Consider the following 22747-nt stretch of genomic DNA (forward strand, 5'->3'; position numbering starts at 1 on the left):
GATAATTGTCTTTAAATTGCCACCCCTTCTTACGGACTCCGAAATTGAAGAAGTTCTTTCTAAACTGTCTGACCTTACAAAGTGGGCAAATGAAATCATTGCTTATGCCACGGATGCTGCTGTTAATCACGGGAAAGAGTGGCGCGGTTTTAAGGTAGTCGAGGGCAGGTCTATCCGTAAATATAAGGACGAAGAGGCTGTGGCTGAAGTAGCCAAGGCAAACGGCTATAAGGATATCTATCGTCAGAGTCTCATTACCCTTACGGAAATGCAGAAGCTGATGGGTAAAAAGAAATTTGAGCAAATTCTCGGTGGCCTCATACATAAGCCACCGGGCAAGCCAACGCTGGTTCCAAATTCGGATAAGCGGCCAGCTGTATTTTGCAAGAGAAAAGTGCAGAGAATTGCAACGAAAAATACAGAGCATTGCCACCCAATATTTTCTCTATTTTCTCGACAACGCATTGGTTAAACGGAAGCTCTGACCCGTGTATGAAATAATATGGGCGTGGTGAATCAAACGATCCACCAGAGCTGCCGTTAAACGTGAATCCGAGAAAATGCGGTTCCACTGACTAAATTCTAAATTTGATGTGATAATCAAGCTCTTTTGTTCATAGAACTCTGAAATAATTTGAAACAGTAATTCTGCTCCTTCTTTACCAAAAGGCAAATAACCCATTTCATCTAAAATCATTAAATCAACTTTCTCTAATTTACTTCTAAATTGCTTTAATTTCCCTACAAGGAGTGCTTGCTCTAATTCTTCAACCAAATGTGAAACGCGATAAAAACGCACTTCAAATCCTTGTTCACAAGCTTTTCGTCCAAGTGCAGAAGCTAAATGAGTTTTACCTGTTCCAGGTGCTCCAACTAAAATGATATTCTCTTTTCTTCGAATGAAATCTAGTCGCTCTAATTCATCTTTTGTTAAATGGCTAGGTAAACAAATATCTTTATGCCACTGGTAACTTTCAAGCGTCTTCGTATCGATAAAACGTGCCTGCTTCAAATTACGCGCTATTTTTGCTTGTTCTCTGCCAAGCTGCTCTTTTAATAAAATTTGATAAATATATTCTTCTGGATCGGTAAAAGGTACCACTTTAATGGCTTCTGCCACATAAGCCAATCTCAATTGCTTACAGAGCGTTAAAATCGCTTCATTCATGATTCAACGCCTCCGTTCCTTTTGGCGATAAGGCATCATATTCTGTCCAATTCACACCGTAAGGGTGTTCTGTCTCTTCTACCTCACGTCCAATATAACTATAAAAGTTTTGATCAATGTCATTCATATCATGTGTGAGTAAAAGCGTCAGTAATTCATTAATCCGTTGTTTTCTTAAGGCAAGCGAAGGCACTGTTAAATACTCTTTAATACGCGCTGGTAAATAGTTTGAATAACGAGAATGCCCTACAACACGTGGTTTTTTCAACCAATCTTTTAAAATCTCCTTCCAAGGAATAAAACGGCGTTTTCTCATATAAGGACGGGCATCAGATAATAGAATTTCACCGTCATTTGTGATGACTTTATACGAATCCCAATATGTCACACAAGAAAGTTGGACGTAGTTCCTTGCTCTTGGTACATGAATCAAATGTCCATCAAGCTTGAATTCATTATACTTATTAAACTTTATCAGAAACTGCTTAAATATCGGATATGGTTCTTCAGGTAATTTGATCAATTGCTTTTGTTCAAGCTGCCATAGCTCATCAATCAGTACTTCCTTTTTATAATGAATTCGTTGACGATCATTTGCTAACTGCTGTTCTAATTGATTTCCTAAATCCTCAAGGTCTTTAATGACAGGTGGCAAGCTAAAGAAATTATAGCGTACATAGCCAACCTTTCTTTCTACATGACCTTTTTCATTTCCTTTGCGTGGGTTACACACTTGCACTTTAAAGCCGTAATATTGTTGGAAATGTCGGAAGGCTTCGGTTAATTGGGCCTCTGAATCTCCTTTTCTTACTTTTTTCACCGCAGGTGTTAGGTTATCAATTCGAATGCTCAAAGGAATACCACCAGCCTGTTTAAACAACATTTGAAGTCCACCTAAAAAACATTCTAAGTTTTCACCAGGCATCGGCACCGCAAATGCTGTATTACTTGCAGGGAATGACATGACTAATGCGTGAACATCAATAATTTCCCCATCTTGAACAGCCTCCATTACACCGAAGTCTACCTGTGCTTCTCCTCCTGGATGATTTAAACGTTCATGCCCTTTATCTGCTTCCTCTTCTTCTGTTGCTTTCCATTCTTGAATAAAATTACAAAGCGTTCTGTAAGAACCTTTGAATCCCATCTTTACTAGATCCTCAAGCATTTTCTTGTTTGTACGGCGTAATTTTTTCTTTAGTTTTAAATCCTCTTCTAACCAATCAACTACGATTTCTCCCCATTTTTCGTCGTACATCATGCCTTTTTTCAGGTGAGTTTTCTCCTGCGGCAACTGATCCCCATCACCGTATTTCTTGGCAGTACGCCAATTGACTTGCATTGTATTGGCGATTTCAGTAATCGATAATCCTTTTTCATTTCGTAATGTTTTGATACAATTAACTTCAGACATTGCTAGCATCCTTTCAAACCTCCACTGGTAAAATTCGACACTTTAACAGTAGAGTGACTTGGGGTGGCTGGCAAGTCTATTTTTTTGCACTAAAAAAGTGCTAGACTCTGTACAAATTCGCTGCACTAGTCTGCACTTTTATTATGCAATACACAACTGCTTGCGGTACTGATTTGTAGAGCATGAATTTTACCATCTTGATTTTGCGCAATTAATTGACGGAAATGGTCATGTACTTGTATTTTTTCGTCTGGTGAAAGGAACGAATAGTTATATGGCAACAGCTCATAATACGCAAAACATTCACCATCATAGTTGAAAACGAGATTATTTTCAATATATTTAATCGGATAACGCACGATGCACTTCACTCCTAACAGCAGTCATATTTTCATTTACCTTCATTCGTTGTAGTTTGACGGGTTTTCCCGCATAGGTTACTTTAGGCCGGAACCAATAAGTCAATACGGACTTGAGAAAGTTATACGGTTTCTTGCCGTCAAATGTTTTCTGACTCATAAACCAAGTCAAACCAACTGGTATTCCGATATATTTTAATAACGCCCCATCAATTAAAGAGAGTGGCGGAAGATTTCCCAACAGCATGACTGCTAAGAGGGAAAGCACAAACCATGACATTTGGTTGAATGTCACGGGAAAAGGTAAACGAAAATCATTTATGGCATAAATCACTTTTTCAACCGACCAAATGCGCGTATAACTTCTTAACTTTTTCATAGGTTCTCCTTTCAAAATGAAAACAGCCTGCATGTACACAGACTGTTTCACATTTTTATATTTACTTATCCAACATATTCAAACACACCGTGTGACGTAACGAGAAAGTTTCCGTTTAATTCTAAATCTCTCCCAAGCGCTTGATAATCAATATAGTTCTGTAAGTTAGTAGGAACTTCGCCGATCATACCTGTTTCTTTTACATAATACCGAGCCACATCTTCCATATCTTCACAATCTGCATAACAGATAATATCATTTTGGTTTTCTAGCAATTCTTCAAGACTATCAAACCAGTAGTCTTGAATTTCAGATAGTTCATGGTAAATTGGCGATCCTTCCAATTCTTCTACCATCGCACATAACCGATTGATTTCAGAGATAGGGGTGTATTCACCAATCTCAAATGGCAACTCATAATCATGTATGGCGTATTCTTCATATTCACTATTTAAGCCAATTCGTTCTTTCACATCTTCGATATCGATTGGTGGCGTAAACCATTCTCCAACCAATTCGCCCTCATTGTATTTTCCGAGATTGGCGATATATACTTGCATGTCCATTAATTTTCACATCCTTATTATTATAAATGGGCATAAAAAAACAGCTAACTGTTTAAAGTTAACTGTTTTTTGAAAAACATTTTGGTACTATAATCTAAATACTACATCTTCATGTTTTTTCTTTCTTAAATCTTTTATTAATTTTGCTACTGTTTCAGTATCTGATATTCCTTGTTTCTGAAATGTATCTAATAAATGATCATTTTGCCATAGTATCGAACAATGATACATGGTACCTATGAAATAATATTTATAGGTATTTGATCTATTATGCTCTTCTACTTCGAGTTCGCTAAGTCTATATACTTCATCCTCAATTTCTATATATCCTGAATCCTGATGGTAGCCATCTACTATATGTTTATTATTTACTATTAGAGCACTAAAAACCTCTTCTCCATCTATAATGAAAGGTTCATTTTCTTCTGTTTCCAAAATAATTAAATCATCATAAACACTACCAGTATACAGCCAGATCCCTCTGATTTTTATTTCTCTATAATCTAATAAGATCTTTTTATCTCCCAAATACTTCAGTTTACTGAAATCTAAGTTTCCTATTCCAGTATTAAACCAGAGTTTACGTTTGAAATTTTTCTTGTTGATATTTTCAACTAACCTTTTTACATATTTTTCATCTTCAACAAACTGTATCCCTCTAGAGACCGAAGGGCAAGTAGCCCTAATAACATCATTGAACATATACATTTCTTCAAATGGGTCAACTTCTCTTCTTTCTTCCTTGATTTGATCAATATGTTCAAAAATCTCATTAATACTCTGGTACCTTTGTTCGTGGTCATTATAAAGGCATTTATCTAATACTTTTTCAATAAGTTCTGCTTCTTCTGATTCAAAAACATCAGTAATCCTTCTTCTATTTGTTCCCCTATGAGTTTCTCCAAATACGTACCATTGGCATACCTGACCAAGTGCATATATATCCATTGACGGAGCTGGAATAGCACCTTTCTTTGCTTGTTCAGGAGCTGAGAATTCATAATTTCCTAATCTCTCTTTTCTTTCCGTTTTTGCTTTTAGTGTGTATAACTCATCGTTATAGTTAGCAATCCCAAAATCAGCTAATACAAAGTCAGTTTCTTTTGTCACCAAAATATTTTCAGGCTTAATATCTCTATGAATTATTCCATTTTGGTGTATTTTTTCTAAAGTATTAAGTAAAAAGTTAAATAATTTAATAAGAACCTTTTCACTTATTTCTGAAGTGTTTCCTCTTAGCTTATTTAGGGCTTTGTCATACCTTTTCATAATAATAGCTGGAATAAAATTACCATCACCTAGATGAATTTCTTCATAATTTATATAATTAACGATGTTAGTACGTTCTTCTATTAAATTAACGTTAAAATACTCTGCTTTAAAGCGTTCTAATTTACTGGATTGTGTATCTTCTACAAGAAATTTTATTGCAACCTCTTGATTATTTTGAATTCCAGCATAGACAAGCCCATTACCGCCTTGACCTATTTGTTCTAAATTAGAAATTTCTCCTAACGTCAAAGTAAGCGATTTGTTATTTTCCTTGATAAAACTACTTATTCTTCTTCTGTTTTCATTTGCCCCGACTTTCTCTACCCTGCCCATTGTATCCCCCCGCATTTACCAAAATAATCATAAATATACTAACCACAATCTATTATCAAAATGCAATACCCTATTTATACTGGCTTCTTTTATTTATGAGGATGATTCATTTAATGAATTGTGCTTTCAAAGCATTTTCGTAGGTACTTAAATAAAATATTATTCCCTATATATACTATAAATTGTAACACCTAGGCACCTATAATTCTATTGAATAGGTTCAATAGTACGTCCTTAACACCACTTGCATTAAAGACCAATCCTACTGCAACCAAAGCAACAATTAAAAAGCCGATTAGTTTAGAGAACTCTCGTTTAAATCCTAAATAAATACCTATTACTACAATCGCCATCAACACCAAGGATTGCGCATTACTTAAAAACCAGTTATAGAGATTCTGCCCAAAGTTCATCTTACATTTCTCCTTTCACCTTCTAATATTTTGTCACTTGACGCATACATTCGATAAACCATAAAATAATACCACCTATGATAGTAAGAAAAATATACTTTAATAGTTTCATGGAAAACCTCCAATCCATCATTTAATGACATCTTCTGTTTTAAGCGCCTGTTGCATCAATAATTGTTGATGACGTTTGGTTAACTTTGCTTGATTTAACATATCTTTAATCACGGTCGTTTGATTGATTTCATCCAGTTTAGTAGCTAGCTTCCAAGTAGGAGCCACTTGTCGAGCCAACCATCTAAGTGTTTTATCAAACGTGTAAGGTTCAGGTTTTGTTGTTAAATAAATTTTTCTATTTTCACCTAAATCTAAAAAACGTTGCCACTTTGCATTCATTGGCCAACTACTTCGTCGCTTTTTCTCATCTTTATCGACAAAACGAATATATCGATTAATAATAGAAAAAGCTGTTCGACCAGCGTCTTCATACGTCATTAAATCGACAACTGCATGGTACGCACGATCATTTTTTAACCGAATTTCAAAACGGTTTTTAATGTCTGTATCTTCAAGTGATGCTCCGTGTTTCACGTATTGTTCATAATCCTTCTCATACACACAAAAATACACATCACTTTTTAAAGAGCCAATATATAACGTATTTCCCATATCACGTTTTTCTTCTCCATGAACCAATTCGCCAGAACGATAACTTTTAAAGCTGCGAAACACAGAAATACATTCCTCGTTTCGACATTTGTTCGTTAGAAATGGAACATCCAATATGCCTGTCTTATCATTGATTGCTAAGTCAACTCGTTTAAATACACCATTTACTCGAAATACATCCATGAAAAAGTCAAACCATGTACGTTGCTGGGCTAATAAGAAATTTTCAAACTGACGGCAACCCTTGCCTTTGAGTTCTAGCAGACAACCTTTATCTTCATCTGGCGAAACTATGACGACAATGTCACCAAAAACATATTGTTCCAAATAGGAATAAAACGCATAATCTTCATGGATCATGTACTCCATTTTCAACCGTAAAATTTCTTCAATAACAGGCTTCGGGTTCGTTGTTAAAAAACGTATTCGCACATAATCAAATAAGATTTCGAGTGGTGCTTCTGGATTAAATTGTTCTAAAATATCAAACATCGCACGTTGCAATGTTTGAGTCGGTGTGATTTTTCCTGTTTCAATCTCACTAATATATTGTCTTGAAATCCCTACATGTACCGCTAATTTATTTTGCGATACGCCATATGCCAAGCGTTTTTCTTTTAATTGTTGATACCAAGGTACTTTATTCATATGCATTCCTCCCAACACAAAAAAGATGTCAATTAAAGGTTAAAAGCTGACATCTTCGTAATATACCCTAAACCCTTGATGCACAAGGCTTTTCAGACTTTTGAAACAGTTTCTTATTGTTTTTCTACCCCCCTGTTAGAAACGGGGGTAAAGCGTGGCTATCGCCACGCAGGCTTCGCCCAGCACAGCGGTTTTCGCTTCGCACACCGCCGCGCTGGGCAGCCTTTATGACGCTAATTTACCAATTTCTTTTAGAAAATCATGTCCTTTTGGGACAAGCGGTGTATAAAATTCAGAAATAACGTTATCCCCTTTATCAACATAGCCACGACCTTTAATCTGTTTTAAGAAAAACTGTTTTTGCACGTCGCTGCCAAACATCATTCCATAGCCAAGCTCACTCATACGACCTAAAGCAACCCGAAAATTAAACTGATCTCGAATCCCATCTCCAAGATATTTTGCATCTGGCCGTTGACAGGCGAGAATAAGGAAGAATCCAGCTTGTCGTCCTAACATTACAATCTGTTTTAGCTTGGTTAACACCGCTGTATTTTCCTTAGAAGCAAGCATTTCCATAAATGCCACGTACTCGTCAAAAATTAAAAAGTGAGGAGATAATCCTAAATAAGCATAGTTTTCTCCTGTCTTATAGTTAGGCATCTGTTTCATTTCCTCACTACGAGCCATCATAGATTCATAAAATTGGTCAATACATGTCACCATGTCTTCCTTTTTATAATAGACATCAGGCATAACAGTGGCTAAATCCGCTAAATCTGCATTTTTCGGATCTAAGATATACAATTTTGCGTCTGTTTTGAGTAGGGCTTCAATCAAAGTTAAAATAAAGTACGTTTTCCCACCACCAGTTCCACCAGCAACTAACATATGCGGTAACTTATCATATTCCCAATAGAGTGATTCCATCAGCTTTAAGCTGCCATTTTGTGCAACAACTTCATCAATCGAAATACGGTTCGCAATCATATCATAAAAAAGGATATACTCCACATAGGAATCATGTAATTCTTTCGATACCAATTCACAATATAGACCACTTTCTAATTTCTTTTCTAAATTTAAAAGTGGTTCTTGATATTTTCCGAGTGTAATTTCCACTTGAATATGAAGTAATCCTTTTTCAAACCGATAATACATCTTTGGAAAATGACTGATTTTTTCCTTTGTTTTATTGGACGGAATGTCTTTAAAAAACCCCTCTTGTGTAATTTGTTTTGTTTCATACCATCCGTTCTCCAAAATCATTTTTGCGAGCTTTTGACGGTGAATGACTTGTTTTATTTTGTCATACCGAGAGCGATAATAGTGATATGCACATCCAGCAGTTAAGGCAAGACTAATTAACAATGTCACCAATCCATAGGTGCTAATAAAGTGTGCTTGCAAGTCATCCAATTGCCATGTGGTCGAGAGTAAAAAGGACAGATGAAAAGGGATAAAGGAAACAAGCCATACACCAACCAGCCCGAAGAATATAAATTGAAAAACAAGGGAAGCATCTTTTTCCTTAATGCGTTTCCCTCGTCTTCGGAAAGTCTTCATTATTTTTCCTTATCAGGAGTAGACTTTGAAACATGACTAGTCGATGTTGCCGCTTTTCCCTTTAAGACTAAATCATCTGCCTTGATGTACCAATCGACATCCGCACCACGAAAAGTCGCATTTGCGACCGTATCCGCGACAGGATTTATAAGCTCTACCTCCGCATTGTAATCAAATTCTTTCAAAGGCACAGAAGCAGGAATACTTATTTGAATCATGCGTCCCTGTTCACGAGATTTTAAGTCATAGGTGCGCTCCTTCACTTCTGATGATACGGTTCCATCTTCATTTTGAAGAAACACTTCACGACGTAATGCTGAAAATTTTAATAAACCAAACGTTTTTTCCTTATCAATGACAATACCTTGTGCTAATCTCATCTTTTTTTCCTCCTTATGCTTTGACCATGTCATCTGCATGTAAGATATATTTTGTAAATCCGCGATCACCAATTTTATAGCCTTCTGCGGTAATCCTAGCATTGACTAATTTTACTTTTTCCTCATGTTCAAAAAACTTTTCTCCAGCTTCTTGTGGCAAAATCACTTCAATATCATCAGCGCGTTGAATATCCGAATACAAATTATAACTGCGTGACAATGTTGTCATGCGCCCATTAATACGGCGTTGTTCCACCTTACCCTCACCAGCATATTCTAAATTACCAAAAGTTTTTTCCATGTTCGGAATAACATATTTAAGTTCCATTGTTCATTACCTCTTTCTTTTTTTAACTTTCTCTTTTAAAATACCAAATCCCCTTTTTTCAGGATTTAACCTGTTAAAAGGGGATTAAAGTTGTTCTTAAATGATTCTAATCAAACTAAAAGTTAAAATATAGACTTTTTTAATAATGGAATAATAAAGAATCCCTGCGCTTTACAAGGATTATTATTCAATGCTTTTTATCTTGATGATTTTTTAAAGTTTTACCCGCCTTAGATTTCGCAGATTTACTACTATTTTTTGAAGCGAGCGTTTTACCGGCCTTACCTACTTTTCCGCCACTATGTTTTACCAAAGTTTATCACCTCATATATCTCTATTACTAAGACATAATAATAGTTTTAATTTTCATACTCCTATATTTTTATTCCCAATTACTAAATGCCATTTCAACTTTTAATATTTAATCTCTTCTCATTTGAACAATTTTTCCTCTATTATTGTCCGTTAACTTTTCCAATGGAATTCCTAAAAGTTCTGCCAAAATATCATTCGGCAAACTAATTCTGTATTTCCTTTCCAACAAATCTGAAAGAGAGCTTTCTCCGATAATACCTGCTTGTTCTAGTAATTCAAAAGCCTGCTTCATAACAGTAGGTTTAGATATAGGATGGACAGTATCAAATGGTTCGCTTCTTTTCCATCCTCTTGAACTCATCCTTTTTTGCAATCGTAGATACTGCTCTGAAGATACTAATCCTAGACTTTTTGATCGATATACCATGCTAGCGGCAGAAACTTTCCACTTTGATTTTAGATTAAGATACGCATCTAAATTATCTTCATATCCTTTTATATCTTCGCAAAAGGCTTCCGCAGGTAATAAAAAGTTAGACGCAAAAATGTTCGCCTCTTTCTCCATTTCGCGATATTCTTGTGGATTTAACTCTTGAGGATTTACTTTTTCTGAATGTAATACCCAATGAGCTAATTCATGTGCCAAACTAAATTGTTGACGAAAAAAAGAATTATTATCTTGGTCAATTAAAATGCAATAATAATTTTTTCCATTCACCTTTGTTTGACTACCAAAAGCATCTACTTTTTCAGAATGAGAATTTATTGCTGCAACTTGAAATCCATGTAATTCAAGCAAGTGAAGCATATTCTTGATTGGCTTATCCCCTAATTCCCATTTTATGCGAAGTTGCTTTGCAGCTTCAGCTGGCTTTTCCGATAATTCCAACTCTCTCAAAGTCGGAAAATTAACATAGTTTTCAAAGAAATTAGCTAATACAGCTAAATACTTTTTTAACATTTCGCTCGGTTTTTTTTCAGATTGTGTTGATGTTAGTCTACTTCTATAAAATGTACCTAAATCATTGTAAGTAAATTCATCATCTTGTTGAAAATATTTTAATGGAAAACCAAGTGCAAATATTAATTTTTGATATGTTTTAGCACTTGGCTGAGCATCGTTATGCTCATATTTCGAAATCATTTGTTTTGACACTCCAACTCTATCTGCTAGTTGGGGTATAGACATTTGTCTAAAACGACGCGCTTCCTTCAATCTATCTCCATTGAAAGATATTGTCATTGTATACCACTCTCTCTAATTACTTAATCATCTATAGTTTTAGTTATATCTTTTAATGTTACTAGTGACTGTGTTGACTCAACAGAATCACTTGTATTATCACTCATAATGTTATCGCCAAAATATTGAGTATCCAATAGATCAGAAATATCCCTCTCACTAGACAGTAAAAAATCAGAAGTATATTCTTGCAATAACGCTGCGATTGCTTCATCTTCATGGTAAGTGACGCTTACCATTTTCACCTTTTTTATATTCGCAGCATCTTTTCCAATCATTTTCTCAATATCTTTTTGTCTTTTGAGATTTAGTTCTTCTCTCTCCTCATCAGCAATCGGAATAAGCTCCAATTGTTCATTATCCATTGGCAGTAAACCTATGTTTTTCAGTAAAAAACTAACAGAATAATGGGAGCTTTCTCCTTTCTTTATATATTTATTTCTGACTTGAGACAAATTATTTTCGGAAAATAATAGATATAAGACTCCATTACTACGATCAAAAACAGGGTCAATTTGCCAAAGACTCGTCCTTTTAATATGAAAAACTTCGATTTCATCGAACTTACTAAATTGAGCATCCAAGTCATCACTTCTTCTTGCCCATACACTAGCATATAACCCATTTTTATTGCTTTTAGAAATTGCTTCTTCAAAATCATCTACAACATCTTTGCCAGTAATAGACATTGCATGTAAAATACCTTCTATAACGATTTGTTCCATATCGGTAGCGATAGCCAATAGAGACACTCCTAACTATGTAGTTTAGAAGTATCATACCATTAAGGTTGACTTTTCGCAATGTTTTTCTGATGCAAACTTACTATTAATAGGATTTAACACAAAAACGTCCCTGCATTTCAGCTTAAATAAAACTTATACAATAGAAATATTTATCTTCATAACAAACAATATTAATAGTATTGTATTTAAGACTGTATCAAAATTTTTATATTTTGAATGGCCTAATTCCACTTATCAATTAAGGCGGAGAACGAGAGTTATTCATTTAACATCACACTCCTTACGCTTCTTGAAAACGATAATCCACACGTCCATAAATCACACACCAAAAGACAACCATGGTTTCTCCATTTATATCACGTATCAATTTCCCATGAAGAAAAAACGGAAAGTCTTCAATCTCTATCTCATTTAAAACAAAATGATCGTCAATCCAATCCATCACTTTTGCTTCATTTTCTTCCAAAGAAATCACACTCCCCCTTGATTTAGACAATAAAAAAAGCATGACAGATAGAATTTGTCACACGGTAGTTGATTTATCTATAAAGCTTCTGCAATACCGGCCATGATATATTCTGCACACGGTACAGCAATCGCATTTCCAAGCGCTTTATATCTTGCATGATCACTAATTGTTTCATCTTTGTGTCCTAAAGCTGTCCAGCCTTCAGGTAATCCCATCAAACGTTCACATTCTAATGGGGTAAGCTGACGAATAAATCCTTCTTTTTCTTCTCCTTCGTACCAAAATGAAAAGTAATTTACAGCTCCTGCGAGCAAAGTTGGAAAAGGGTCATCGGTCCGTCCAAAACTTCCAATGAATCCTGTTTTGTTTTTGTCTTTTGCGGCACTTCGCATGCGTCTTTCTTGAAAGGGACGGACGATGGGCATTTTCCCCCTTGCTTTTTGAGTAGATATTCCACTTGTAATGGTGGAGGACAGCCTGCCCTTTCCGCAAGACGTAGGAAACGATTGCAAATCGCGGGCTTTAAATAATATTTCTTTGGCACGTTTTCCTCTAAAATCTGCCACGAGAAAGATACGTCTTCTTCTTTGAGCAAGTGTGGGCTTTCCCCAATATTGGGCGTCCAACAATCACCAAGAGATATCAACATTATTCCCTCGGACCATTCCAGCGGTTGCCCAGATTCCAGAAGCAGGCATTGGAATTTCGGCATTTGTGAACGATTCAAGCACGACCTTAAAATCCAGCCGGTCATTTGATGAAAAAGCTCCCATGACGTTTTCCCAAACAGCGATAACTGGATATGTTCCATTTGTTGCACACCTCATTTCTTCAATAATTCGGATTGCATGAAAAAATAAACTGGATTGACTTCCTGCAAGACCCTCTCTTTTTCCGATATTGGATAAGTTCTGACAAGGTGAACCAAATGTAATAATATGAACAGGTGGTATTTCTCCGCCATTAACTTTTGTAATATCTCCCAAATGAAGTATTTCGGGAAAGTGTCGCTTCGTAATAGAAATAGGAGCCTGCTCAACCTCACTTGCCCATATTGGTGTAATACCGTAACAAAACGCTGCCAATGGAAATACCCCAATTCCATCGAATAAACTTCCTAAAGTTAGTTCCGTCATATTTCACCTCTATCCTACACTTTCTGGCATAAAAAAAGACGATCATTTTAATTGAACGTCTTAAAAAGTTTTTATTTTATTGTGTTCCCACACCCCAGATCAATTACCACCGAAACAGTAATGTGGTTTTTCAGTACCTTATTTCTGTTTTTTTCACCTTTTCCTACAAACACAAAATGCTTGTGAAAGTGCTTGAAACTAAGGATTTCTATATAGTTTTTGTTCCTTTAAAATAAACTCACCCCATCTTCACACCCCGCCAACCCGCATTCCACCGTTGCCGTTTAAAATAAAGTCACGCTATCTTTCCCTCATTTTCACACATTTTTAATCACGTTTTGCACGTTTTTCCGCCCTTTTTTCACACTTTTTGTTCACGTTTTTCTCGATTTAAAATAAAGTTCTGTAAGATTCAAATCAAGAAAAGATAGTAGTTACAAGGGTTTCGGGCATTTTGGGTACAGGACTTTATTTTAAACGGTTGAATATGGATATTGCGACTTTGTTATAAAGTACAGGAGTTTATTGCTTGTCTACATAGAAGAATAATGGATATAGGATTAAGGAAAGGATAAAATGCTAAGTATCTGAAAATCATAATTAATGACAGTCACTCGCACAATTAGCATCTTTATCTTATCCAATCTATTTTGAAGTGAATTTATCGAAATACTCATCCCAATAGTTTCCATCATCCGACTCAATGCTATGTAACCAAGTGTGCATCATAAGTAATTCAAGATACTGTTTCTTTCCTTTCATAAACGGTTTATGTGAAATTCTTGGATATAGCGAATTGAGGTTAAATAGATTTGTTTTTTGCTTGAAGTCATAATCGAAATATTGCTGTACCTTGGTATTTTTCACTTTATGTTTAGCTGGCCACAAGCTATCATCGTCTGAAAAGCGGTGTATATAGTCTGATACAAAAGCCCAAATACTCACTTTATACTTAGCCCAAGTTTTATCAATCCATTCGGTAATTTCTTCGGTCAAGAATACAGGTGGATTATCTACTTCCTTTTGACTCTGGATTCTGTGATAATCTTTAATAAACTGAAAAAGCATTTCCGTTTGATCTTTTAAAAATGGATTCTTCTTGATAAGCTCTGCATAAATACCATAGGAGCAACTTCTAAATTCACTTTCTGTGTGATAAAGAAAAAATATGTCATCTTTCTTCAAAATGCTAATAATTGAACGATGAATATGCTTTTCATGAACATCGTAAATATTAATAAGCCAATCCTGGATTGCTTTCTCATACATACCCAATTGATTCCTGAACTTATTTAACCGCTCATCATTCAGGAATGTTTTTTGCTCCATCTCGTCTATATTCAGATACTGGTTAAAATACTCGAAGACATAATTTACACATATCTGCACATTCTCCATACGTTCATCAACATTAAACTCATTTATATGATCTTCTTTTTTTCTACGGGCAATATACTCCTCTAAACTTTGCATTGTTACACCCCCTTTTTTATTCCCAGCTAAAGCAGGTATTCACTTTCACCGACAGAGTTAGAAACACCCTACCACTCCATATTATCACGCATTTCTGCTTCATACTCTGCTTTCATTTCCGCCTCATATTCCGCCCGCATTTCTGCTTCAATTCCCCTTAAATATTGCTCCTGCTCATATTTACACGTTTTTAAATAATCCAAGTGACCGTCTGCACCACTAAAAAAGTTATCCAGTTCTGTCATCCGCTCTTTCAAGTTTACAAGGTCTATTCTCTCTTCACCTTTTATTAGGGGATTAGCATCTTTATCAATAGGATATCTAAATTTAAAGGATCCTTTGTCGAAGTTATGGTATCGCATGATATAGCCTTCAACTACATTTACAATTTCTTCTTCACTTTTGTTATTACTTGCATCAATCAAAGTCGGTTTCAATTTATTCCACATTTGTGCTAAGTTGTGGCTAACTTGTTTAATTGTTTGTATTTTTTCATCCATAGGTTTATCTGCATACTCCAAGTACAAAGATTTTAGTGAGAGTTCAATAAATTGTCTATACAAAAATAAAACGGGAAAAATGTAAGTATCTAATATTTCTATCCTATAGATGCAACGCAAATTCAACCAATGTATCAGCAGATCTCTTATAGCCTCTGATATATCCATAAAATTGGGAGTTAATATTCCCCCAACCAAAATGGGAGAATTCCAAATAGTTGTTAGTAGATTCGAACAACTTTTTCCCTTTGACTGGAAACTGGATATCAAATTCCATGAATATTCCTCCATCCTGTTTTACACAAACGGTGAAAAATCTTCAAGCAAACTACTTCGAACCTCTGAGAAGAATTACACTCAAGAAAAGGCTTATTCAAATTTAATTAATGTGTAAATTTAAAGTGTTTACAATATTAATCGCATCCAATTCTTTTTTCATTTCACTTCCCAATGGTGGACAGGCAATGCATAAAAGATCCTCTGCACGACTTAATGCTACATAAAGAATTCTTGAATCATCACTCTTTTCTGATTCAATTTGTGGTTTAATAATTTTTTCAACATCGCTCAGATCGGTTAAATAAAGTAATACTGATTCAAACTCAGCACCCTTTGCTTTATGAATAGTTCTGATTTTGGAAGTTCTTTCTTCGGGCAAAATTATGTTGTTTAGTAACTCTGAAATCAAGATGGTTTCTGAAAAATCTTTAAATCTACTTTTTATTACATTCTTTAATGAAAATCCTTTTTTCTTTGTAAAATCGTTCAAAGAATTATAAAAGTTATACAGTGTCAAGTTCAATGATTGGTTAATTTCAGTTACAATAAATTCGAGTATATCTACTGCCAAACCCCTTTTGGAAATTTCACTTATATACTGGTCTTTTTGAAACGGAGCCCTCAATAAGCCATTTCGATTGGTTTTCAAGTGTCGAATTATCTCCTTAATAGCAACATCGTTTCGATTATCTTTTACTAATCTATAAGCTGTAAGTAGTGCTTTCAATAATCTCTCACGATCTTCATCAATACCACTGAAATCTGACCAAACTTCTGTAACCTCTACTTCGTTGATTATTTTTACGGTATTATTATTTCGAGCTAAGATGCAATAATCTTTATTGAGCCTATGCTCTTCTCTCAAGTCATGAAAATGCTTTATTGTTAGTTTTACATCTCCTGTACACTCAATAATTTGAACTTCATTAGCACTGTTTTTTCGGGTGCATTTTTGAATTAAAGAATCACCAGTTCTTAGATGATTTATAAGATCAACAATCTTGGTCCCAGATCTCCTATTATTCTCAATCTCTAATTCCATTTGATTAGGCAAGTAAAAGTCTATAAAGTCTTGTCTGGAAGCCCCTTGAAAGCGATAGATTGACTGTGCTGGATCTCCAATAACTCCTATTACTGTACCAGTGCTCCCTAACCACTTAACTATTTCAGCTTGGGTAGGGCTTGTATCCTGAAATTCATCAATAAACATAAAAGGATACTTTGCACTTAAATGTTCCAGAATCATGGGGTACTTTTCCAATATTTTATATGAGAAATAAAGAACATCTTCATGATGAATCATTCCCTCATTCCAATGTAGTTGTTTGTATACTGGTAAATCCTCGACTTTAATAGAATAATTACCTACTCTTCTTTTGTAGTCTTTTCGGGGTTTCAAGATAAATGAACCTTCCTCAAGGATCCAGTCCAAACTTTCCAGGCATTCTTTTATTTCTTCTTTGTTATTAATATACCGTAGATTATTTACTTCTTTTTGCCACTGAAAAATCTTTCCCCCTGTTGCTATATTTTCAAAGTGTCCATCCAACTTTTCCACATTAACAATTCTTTCATTATTTTCATCAACTAAAAGATGTACATAAGGCTTAACGACATTGATATACAAAAAGCTATGAATAGTAGAGATATCTACTCTGTCAGTATTTGCTCCTAAACGTTTTGACATTTCTTCTGCCCCTACAGCTGTATATGTGATGCATGCTATCCTTGAGTTTGCGGTGAAATTTGAAGCATTCTGAAGAACATTCTTAATATGCCCGATAAGCCAATGTGTTTTCCCCGCTCCTGGACCCGCTATGACTTTAAAATGGCGATTTAGGTCAAGTATTTTTCCATCTGAAGAAATTGTTATCCTTTTATTCATCCCCTTCTCCTCCGCTATTATCTTTTTCAGAAACCCATCTAAATGCCTGTTTTATATGTAAGGGAACATTTATTTCATTTGATTTCTCTTCCAATTTGCTTGCCAAAATGAATGCAAGTTCGCCCTTTTGGTCATTTGCGTATAACAAAAAGCTCGTAGCCATTTTAGCCTTTTCTTTTTCTTCTTCACAAGAAATCATTTCTATAAGTTCATTATCCTTTACTATTTCAATAGATTCGTCGAATAGCCAATCACTTTTATAGTTATCCCAAGCCAAATCATATTCGAATGTTTTGCCTTTTGACTTTTTATAAAAAACATCAACATTAGATGAATGCTTTTTTTGTGCTAATAAATTTTGTAAAGCACCAGAAATGTCTTTGTATTCATAACTGTCCAAATCACTGTTCAGTTCATACGGCCAACATTTTTTCCATCTTCTATGCTTTTGTTTATCGTCATCCCTCTTTTTTTCAATCTTCGTTGGATCGGGATCTACAAGACAAGCTACTCTTTTTTTAAGTGCGAATTTCGTATTCTCTTGCTTAATACCAGCTCCGAATAATTTGATAAAATGCTTAAATGTGAGAGCATCAGCCCTTACGAGAGAAACATGATGTTTTTCTAAATCAGTTCCTTCCCTTTCCGCCAATAAAGGGAGAAGAATAAGCTCCGCCATGCCTTCAACTAATAAAACTGATTTTGAAAATAGCATAGCTGATTTAGTAGCATCAAGAAATCGTTCAACGTATTTTTTAGATTTCTGGTCTTCTTCACTACTTGAAAATACTTTGCTTGGATACTTGGCAAATATTTCACCTTTATCATCTTTTTCTAAACAAATAATTGGTTTCAATCCAACTGCAGATGTAATTTGTGTTGAATGAGTTGTTACAAATATTTGCCTACTAAAACTTTGAGCTTCTACCTCCTCCTTAAGAAACTTCAAAAAATTATATTGTAAAGCTGGATGGAGGTGTGCTTCTGGTTCTTCAATAATTAGAATTGGGAATGCTTTTGCATTCTCACCATATTCATCTGAAGTAATCATCTTGAACTTTGATAATATTAACGATATAAAAATTAAATTATTATATCCCATACCATTATTTATTATCGGGATCTCAATGCCTGTTTTATCTTTGATAATTAAACGCAAGGTTGACAAAACATCACTCTCTTGTAAGTATCCATCTAATGCTGGTGAGCCCCCGACAGAAGCTCCAGTCTTTTTTGCAAATTCAAGAATTTCCTTTTGGTTTACCCTTCCAATTATCCCTTCTACTAATAAATTTGCCTGTTGTGTAAATGTTTTTTGGTTCTGTTTGTCGTCTGTTGCTGTTAAATCTTTCTGATCATTATTAGACAACGAGTCCTTAAAATGTAGGAGTAACTGTTTTAATAGTGTATTTCTTCCTGTAAACATCTTTCTTTCTACATCCCTGAGGGCGTCTAACGTTTCACAATGAATTTTATCTAAGTGCTCTCCTTCTGCACGCATTTTATTTACTATATCTCCACCATAAATCCTTGTAACATATTTTTTCAGAGTTGATTCTAATAATGCCCATCTTTCCTTTTCTTCCGATAGACTTTCATACTTTTCTACATACGCCTTATGTTCCTGTTCAGGCAGAAAATGTTTATAAGTAAGTGTTGCTTCCCAAGGTGTTTCTAATTTAGTCAGCCAGCTTGCTACTATAGCTTTATCTTCTGTAGTATCCTTTGAGGATGATTTTAAAGTTGCCTCAATTGAAATCTCTGGTGGAATTGATAAGTCTACTTTCTTATGAAAATCATCTATTGAAATCATTTTAGAGTTAGATCGGTTAAAGATTAGCTCTAAAGCCTTCGTAAGTGTCGTTTTCCCCGCATTATTGGCCCCAATTATAACGTTTATACCTTCATTGAAGTCAACTTTTATTTCCTTGAAACATCTAAAGTTATTAATCTTTAAACTTGAAATGTACATTTACTTTCCTCCCCTTCGAAATTTTCCGTATAATCAATCCTATAAGAATATGTTATCATAATTAATTCCATTGACGGGACTATTGACGGAATTTATATGTTGGTTAGATGGACATGATAAAATGTAATTTGGTGATCAAAAGCAAGTTGCGAAAACTATTCAAACCTGGCATTTCTTTTATGACAGGAAGTCAGCATCAAAAAAAGGTGCCAAATTATCATGTTTTTAAAATTGATAATTTAGCACCTTCTTTTATTCTGCAAGAATCTCTTCTATCAATCCCCGAATCTCCCTACCTCCACCGCCAAACCCTGCATATAGTTGCACCTTATAAGCAGTAATGCTCCCATCCTGCTTGTTCAACTCATCAATTGCCCACCTGATTTTCCGAACACGATATTTATTTATATCCTCTTTGGATTCCCGCAAAAATTGTTGGGTTCGAACCAATTTCTCATTTTCAAACCATTTCCTCGCACCAATCGTCAATTTGATCCTCCAAGGGGTTACTCTGACGGGCTTTCCACTTTTATTCAAAATAGCCTTTACTGCCTCTTTAGCAAGCATTAAGCACTCTTCATCTTTTTGTTCCCAATCAATAGGATCAGTTCTTGGTTTTCTCGTTTTCACTCTTGGAGTTACTTTCTCATACCATTCACGATCGTATCTAAAAATCCATGTATGCAGACCTTTTCCTATTTCTTTTAATTCGCTTCTGGTTGCCCCTTTGTGTTCTTCAATTATTTTCAGCCACATATTTCTTCTTTCGTTAATATCAAACAGGGGGGTGAACTCTTCAACAATCTTCTGTTTACCAACCACAGTAGTTGTCTGAAAAAGTTCGTCAATATCTACATTGAGAAACTGGAGAAACAGCAGATGCCTTAATGGGCTTCGATTCTTATTGTTGCTTCTTACGAAAAACCTTAACCAATTAGTGGGATTCTCTGGATCAATAGCACTCTGCATGATTTCTAAATAAGCATCTGGGAAGTAAGATAAGAACTTTTCTTGCACATCATTCATGTACAAATTTCCGCTGTCAGAGGCTAAGCCCTTACTCCGCAATTTATCAATATAGAAGCTAATAATAAAATCAAGTTGTTTGCGTGGATAGTCACCCTTCAATAAGCGTTCGGCATTATGGATATATTGAAGATTTAATTCTTTTATTCTTGTCGGGAATGGATCGGTCAAAACCGCTATATCACATACTTCCGCATCTGCACATTTAAAGTCAAATCCGCTTTCCGTACTAAGTACAGTGCTATCTTTTAACAAAACTTCATGCTTTGAACAATATAAAGCACCAACAATTTGGTGGGATCTGCGGAAATAGCTCTCACCATACTTTTTTATATCGTTTTCGAAACAGATTGGACAATATCGTAGATAAATTGGGATTTTCACCTTGCTTCCCCCAAACCCAATTATACTTTCAACTGCCCTTCCTTTACCTTCAGCCATTATTTCATATATAGACTGAGTTTTTCCTTCAGATAAAAATGAAGTGTAAAAGGGAAACATCGTATGTTTCATAATAATTTCCTTTGTCGTTAGCTTTGAAGTCGGAGTCAGATTTTGCACAAAAGCATCAAGATGTTTGGGAAATAATGTTGATTTCATAATGATCAACTTACCAAATATGTCTTTTACCATTGCTTGGTTACTTACCATACCACACATTTGTTTATAACGAGCAATAACACTATACAACAGTTCATCATCATACATTACGGGCAGAAAGTTGATCATGCATCCACACCAACATTCCACTGCACCATGTCATCAATGAAGCCATGCTCTGAGAGAATTTTATAAGGAGTTTCTTCTTGCTTAACTCCATTCTTCAATAGAAGTCTAATGTCACCCTCTGCGTATTCTGTATTCCGCCTCGCCTTTTTTACTTCGGGCATTGTCGCTACGTCTTTTGCGTCATTTTTTCGGGGCTTCTCGTTATTCTTGGCTTTTAACGGCTTACGGGGGTGTTCATTAGCCGACTGAATTGTTGCACTCTCAATCCTTCTTATATCTTCATATTTTGCTATCTTGTAAGGGTTGCCTGAACGTATTGCATTCAGCATCTCCCTCATCAATTTGAACTTTTCGTTGGCAACATTTCGCATAAGTTCAACAGTTAATTCTTCTTTACCCGTCGATATTGCTTTCTGCTGAGAATAAACAAATATCTTTACAATCAAATCGGAAATCCCTTGGGTTTCATCATAGATAACTTTTGAAAACTCCTCTGTAAGCGGAGTGAACTTCTTTGTCCATTGATACCGCCACATAGACTCCAGCAAGAACTTAAACTCATCATTGTAATCCATGTTGTTGAAAATTATTTCCGAATTACCCGTTAGCCTTCTTGCAATTCTTAATTCGTCTCCAAATAGACCATAAGCTCCAGGCGTTCCAATAATAGCAAGATTTACTCCTGAGTTAATAAGACTCACAAAAAAATTCATGATTTGGTCTGCACCACGCCCTTTAATATTCTGGGTTTCATCAATTATTAGTAACCCAAGTCCAATATTCTGAGCAAGTTGTCCAATTAGAGGCAACATCATATCGACTGACGCATTTCTTGATACATATTTTTTATAGTTGTTCGTACCAAGCAACTCGTCAACCCTCATAAAAAACTGCAAGCACAAGGCTTTTAAAGATGATGTTGAAGGTGCATCTAACTTTAACCAAACAAGCTGAATTTGATTAAAATGCTTTCCCCTATACTTGTTATGGATGACGACCTGTGGGATATTGCTTAACACCCGACCAACCGATGTCGTCTTTCCCATGCCTGATAGTCCAATCAAAGTTCCACATCCCGCTGTTGTACGGAAGTTTTGTCTACTATTAATATCAAATGTACGGTTGATGATTTGCTTTCCAGTCTCATGTAAATAGCGTTTATAAGCTGGATCAAATGGATTTCTCGCTAAATAACCCTGTATTAAAAGATTGTTTATCATGTCCCAAATCTCCAAATGAATGGGGAGTGGCTGAAAAAACTGGTATAGTCTACTGATCATTTGTAAGCGATAAACGGATTCCATTTGTCTTTCTTGCTCGGCAAATGATGGATTCATTGCAAGCTTTTTTATAATTGTTGGCTTATCCGCTAATGGAGGCAAAGCTTGTATAAAAGGATTTTGATTAAACTCATCAAGTGGATATTCAGTATAACTTGCCTGTATTGCTTCCATCCCGTTTGGAAGAAAAATTTCCTGCACC

Annotated in this window: 21 protein-coding genes and 2 pseudogenes; 1 reads left to right on the top strand and 22 read right to left on the bottom strand. The window is 35.3% G+C overall.

The annotated features are described in order from the left end of the window. Window positions 1–16 precede the first annotated feature (16 nt). Window positions 17–472, top strand: a complete 456-nt coding sequence (locus MHB42_RS17210) for a DUF2800 domain-containing protein (RefSeq protein WP_340807678.1) — start codon at window positions 17–19, stop codon at window positions 470–472. Here the strand turns inward: MHB42_RS17210 and istB are convergent. From istB to MHB42_RS17320, 22 genes and pseudogenes are all read right to left on the bottom strand, one after another. Then, complete coding sequence (istB, locus tag MHB42_RS17215) at window positions 446–1168, bottom strand: IS21-like element helper ATPase IstB (protein WP_258860959.1); 723 nt, start codon at window positions 1166–1168, stop codon at window positions 446–448. The two genes, MHB42_RS17210 and istB, sit on opposite strands and share 27 nt — an antisense overlap. Next, window positions 1161–2591 (bottom strand): IS21 family transposase, encoded by a 1431-nt coding sequence (istA, locus tag MHB42_RS17220; protein ID WP_258860958.1) that lies wholly within the window; start codon window positions 2589–2591, stop codon window positions 1161–1163. Before istA ends, istB begins: the two co-directional genes overlap by 8 nt. Window positions 2592–2737: 146 nt before the next feature. Next, a pseudogene (locus tag MHB42_RS17225) lies at window positions 2738–2941 on the bottom strand (hypothetical protein); the annotation flags it as partial. Next, window positions 2925–3320: a TcpE family conjugal transfer membrane protein gene (locus tag MHB42_RS17230; protein ID WP_155554853.1), complete on the bottom strand. Its 396-nt coding sequence runs from the start codon at window positions 3318–3320 to the stop codon at window positions 2925–2927. The pseudogene MHB42_RS17225 and the gene MHB42_RS17230, both read right to left, overlap by 17 nt. A gap of 65 nt (window positions 3321–3385) precedes the next feature. Further along, a complete protein-coding gene (locus MHB42_RS17235) occupies window positions 3386–3886 on the bottom strand; it encodes an antirestriction protein ArdA (RefSeq protein WP_155554852.1) in 501 nt (166 codons plus the stop codon). 87 nt (window positions 3887–3973) lie between these two features. Then, window positions 3974–5491, bottom strand: coding sequence for a protein kinase domain-containing protein (locus tag MHB42_RS17240; RefSeq protein ID WP_155554851.1), 1518 nt, complete (start codon window positions 5489–5491; stop codon window positions 3974–3976). A gap of 191 nt (window positions 5492–5682) precedes the next feature. Beyond that, window positions 5683–5904, bottom strand: a complete 222-nt coding sequence (locus tag MHB42_RS17245; RefSeq protein WP_050349780.1) for a hypothetical protein — start codon at window positions 5902–5904, stop codon at window positions 5683–5685. Between the two features lie 129 nt (window positions 5905–6033). Then, entirely contained in the window at window positions 6034–7233 is a 1200-nt protein-coding gene (gene mobT, locus MHB42_RS17250; protein ID WP_340808628.1) for a MobT family relaxase, read from the bottom strand. Between the two features lie 210 nt (window positions 7234–7443). Next, a complete protein-coding gene (locus MHB42_RS17255; RefSeq protein WP_340760313.1) occupies window positions 7444–8784 on the bottom strand; it encodes an FtsK/SpoIIIE domain-containing protein in 1341 nt (446 codons plus the stop codon). Continuing rightward, window positions 8784–9164, bottom strand: coding sequence for a DUF961 family protein (locus MHB42_RS17260; RefSeq protein ID WP_155554848.1), 381 nt, complete (start codon window positions 9162–9164; stop codon window positions 8784–8786). The genes MHB42_RS17255 and MHB42_RS17260 overlap by 1 nt, the downstream gene beginning before the upstream one ends. Before the next feature lie 13 nt (window positions 9165–9177). Next, the gene (locus tag MHB42_RS17265) at window positions 9178–9492 is read right to left on the bottom strand and encodes a DUF961 family protein (protein ID WP_155554847.1); all 315 of its coding nucleotides are present in this window, start codon (window positions 9490–9492) and stop codon (window positions 9178–9180) included. 187 nt (window positions 9493–9679) lie between these two features. Further along, a complete protein-coding gene (locus MHB42_RS17270; protein WP_269058775.1) occupies window positions 9680–9805 on the bottom strand; it encodes a hypothetical protein in 126 nt (41 codons plus the stop codon). A 108-nt stretch (window positions 9806–9913) separates the two neighbouring features. Then, window positions 9914–11050: an ImmA/IrrE family metallo-endopeptidase gene (locus MHB42_RS17275; protein WP_155554846.1), complete on the bottom strand. Its 1137-nt coding sequence runs from the start codon at window positions 11048–11050 to the stop codon at window positions 9914–9916. A 23-nt stretch (window positions 11051–11073) separates the two neighbouring features. Beyond that, complete coding sequence (locus MHB42_RS17280; protein ID WP_155554845.1) at window positions 11074–11793, bottom strand: DUF5986 family protein; 720 nt, start codon at window positions 11791–11793, stop codon at window positions 11074–11076. Window positions 11794–12076: 283 nt separating this feature from the next. Then, entirely contained in the window at window positions 12077–12271 is a 195-nt protein-coding gene (locus tag MHB42_RS17285; protein WP_196406332.1) for a hypothetical protein, read from the bottom strand. 68 nt (window positions 12272–12339) lie between these two features. After that, window positions 12340–13401 (bottom strand): annotated as a pseudogene (locus tag MHB42_RS17290) (DNA cytosine methyltransferase). A 645-nt stretch (window positions 13402–14046) separates the two neighbouring features. Continuing rightward, window positions 14047–14874, bottom strand: coding sequence for a hypothetical protein (locus MHB42_RS17295; protein WP_340807681.1), 828 nt, complete (start codon window positions 14872–14874; stop codon window positions 14047–14049). Window positions 14875–14942: 68 nt separating this feature from the next. Then, on the bottom strand, window positions 14943–15542 hold the full coding sequence (locus MHB42_RS17300; RefSeq protein ID WP_340807683.1) for a hypothetical protein: 600 nt from the start codon (window positions 15540–15542) through the stop codon (window positions 14943–14945). 211 nt (window positions 15543–15753) lie between these two features. After that, the gene (locus tag MHB42_RS17305; RefSeq protein ID WP_340807685.1) at window positions 15754–17538 is read right to left on the bottom strand and encodes an ATP-dependent helicase; all 1785 of its coding nucleotides are present in this window, start codon (window positions 17536–17538) and stop codon (window positions 15754–15756) included. Further along, entirely contained in the window at window positions 17531–19510 is a 1980-nt protein-coding gene (locus MHB42_RS17310; RefSeq protein ID WP_340807687.1) for an ATP-dependent nuclease, read from the bottom strand. Before MHB42_RS17310 ends, MHB42_RS17305 begins: the two co-directional genes overlap by 8 nt. Before the next feature lie 252 nt (window positions 19511–19762). Further along, complete coding sequence (locus tag MHB42_RS17315; RefSeq protein WP_340807689.1) at window positions 19763–21244, bottom strand: TnsD family Tn7-like transposition protein; 1482 nt, start codon at window positions 21242–21244, stop codon at window positions 19763–19765. A gap of 17 nt (window positions 21245–21261) precedes the next feature. Next, window positions 21262–22746 carry an ATP-binding protein gene (locus MHB42_RS17320; protein WP_340808629.1) on the bottom strand — a complete coding sequence of 495 codons (1485 nt, stop codon included), beginning with the start codon at window positions 22744–22746 and terminating at the stop codon, window positions 21262–21264. Window position 22747 lies beyond the last annotated feature (1 nt).

The sequence above is a fragment of the Lysinibacillus sp. FSL K6-0232 genome (assembly GCF_038008325.1).
Taxonomy (GTDB): Bacteria; Bacillota; Bacilli; order Bacillales_A; family Planococcaceae; genus Lysinibacillus.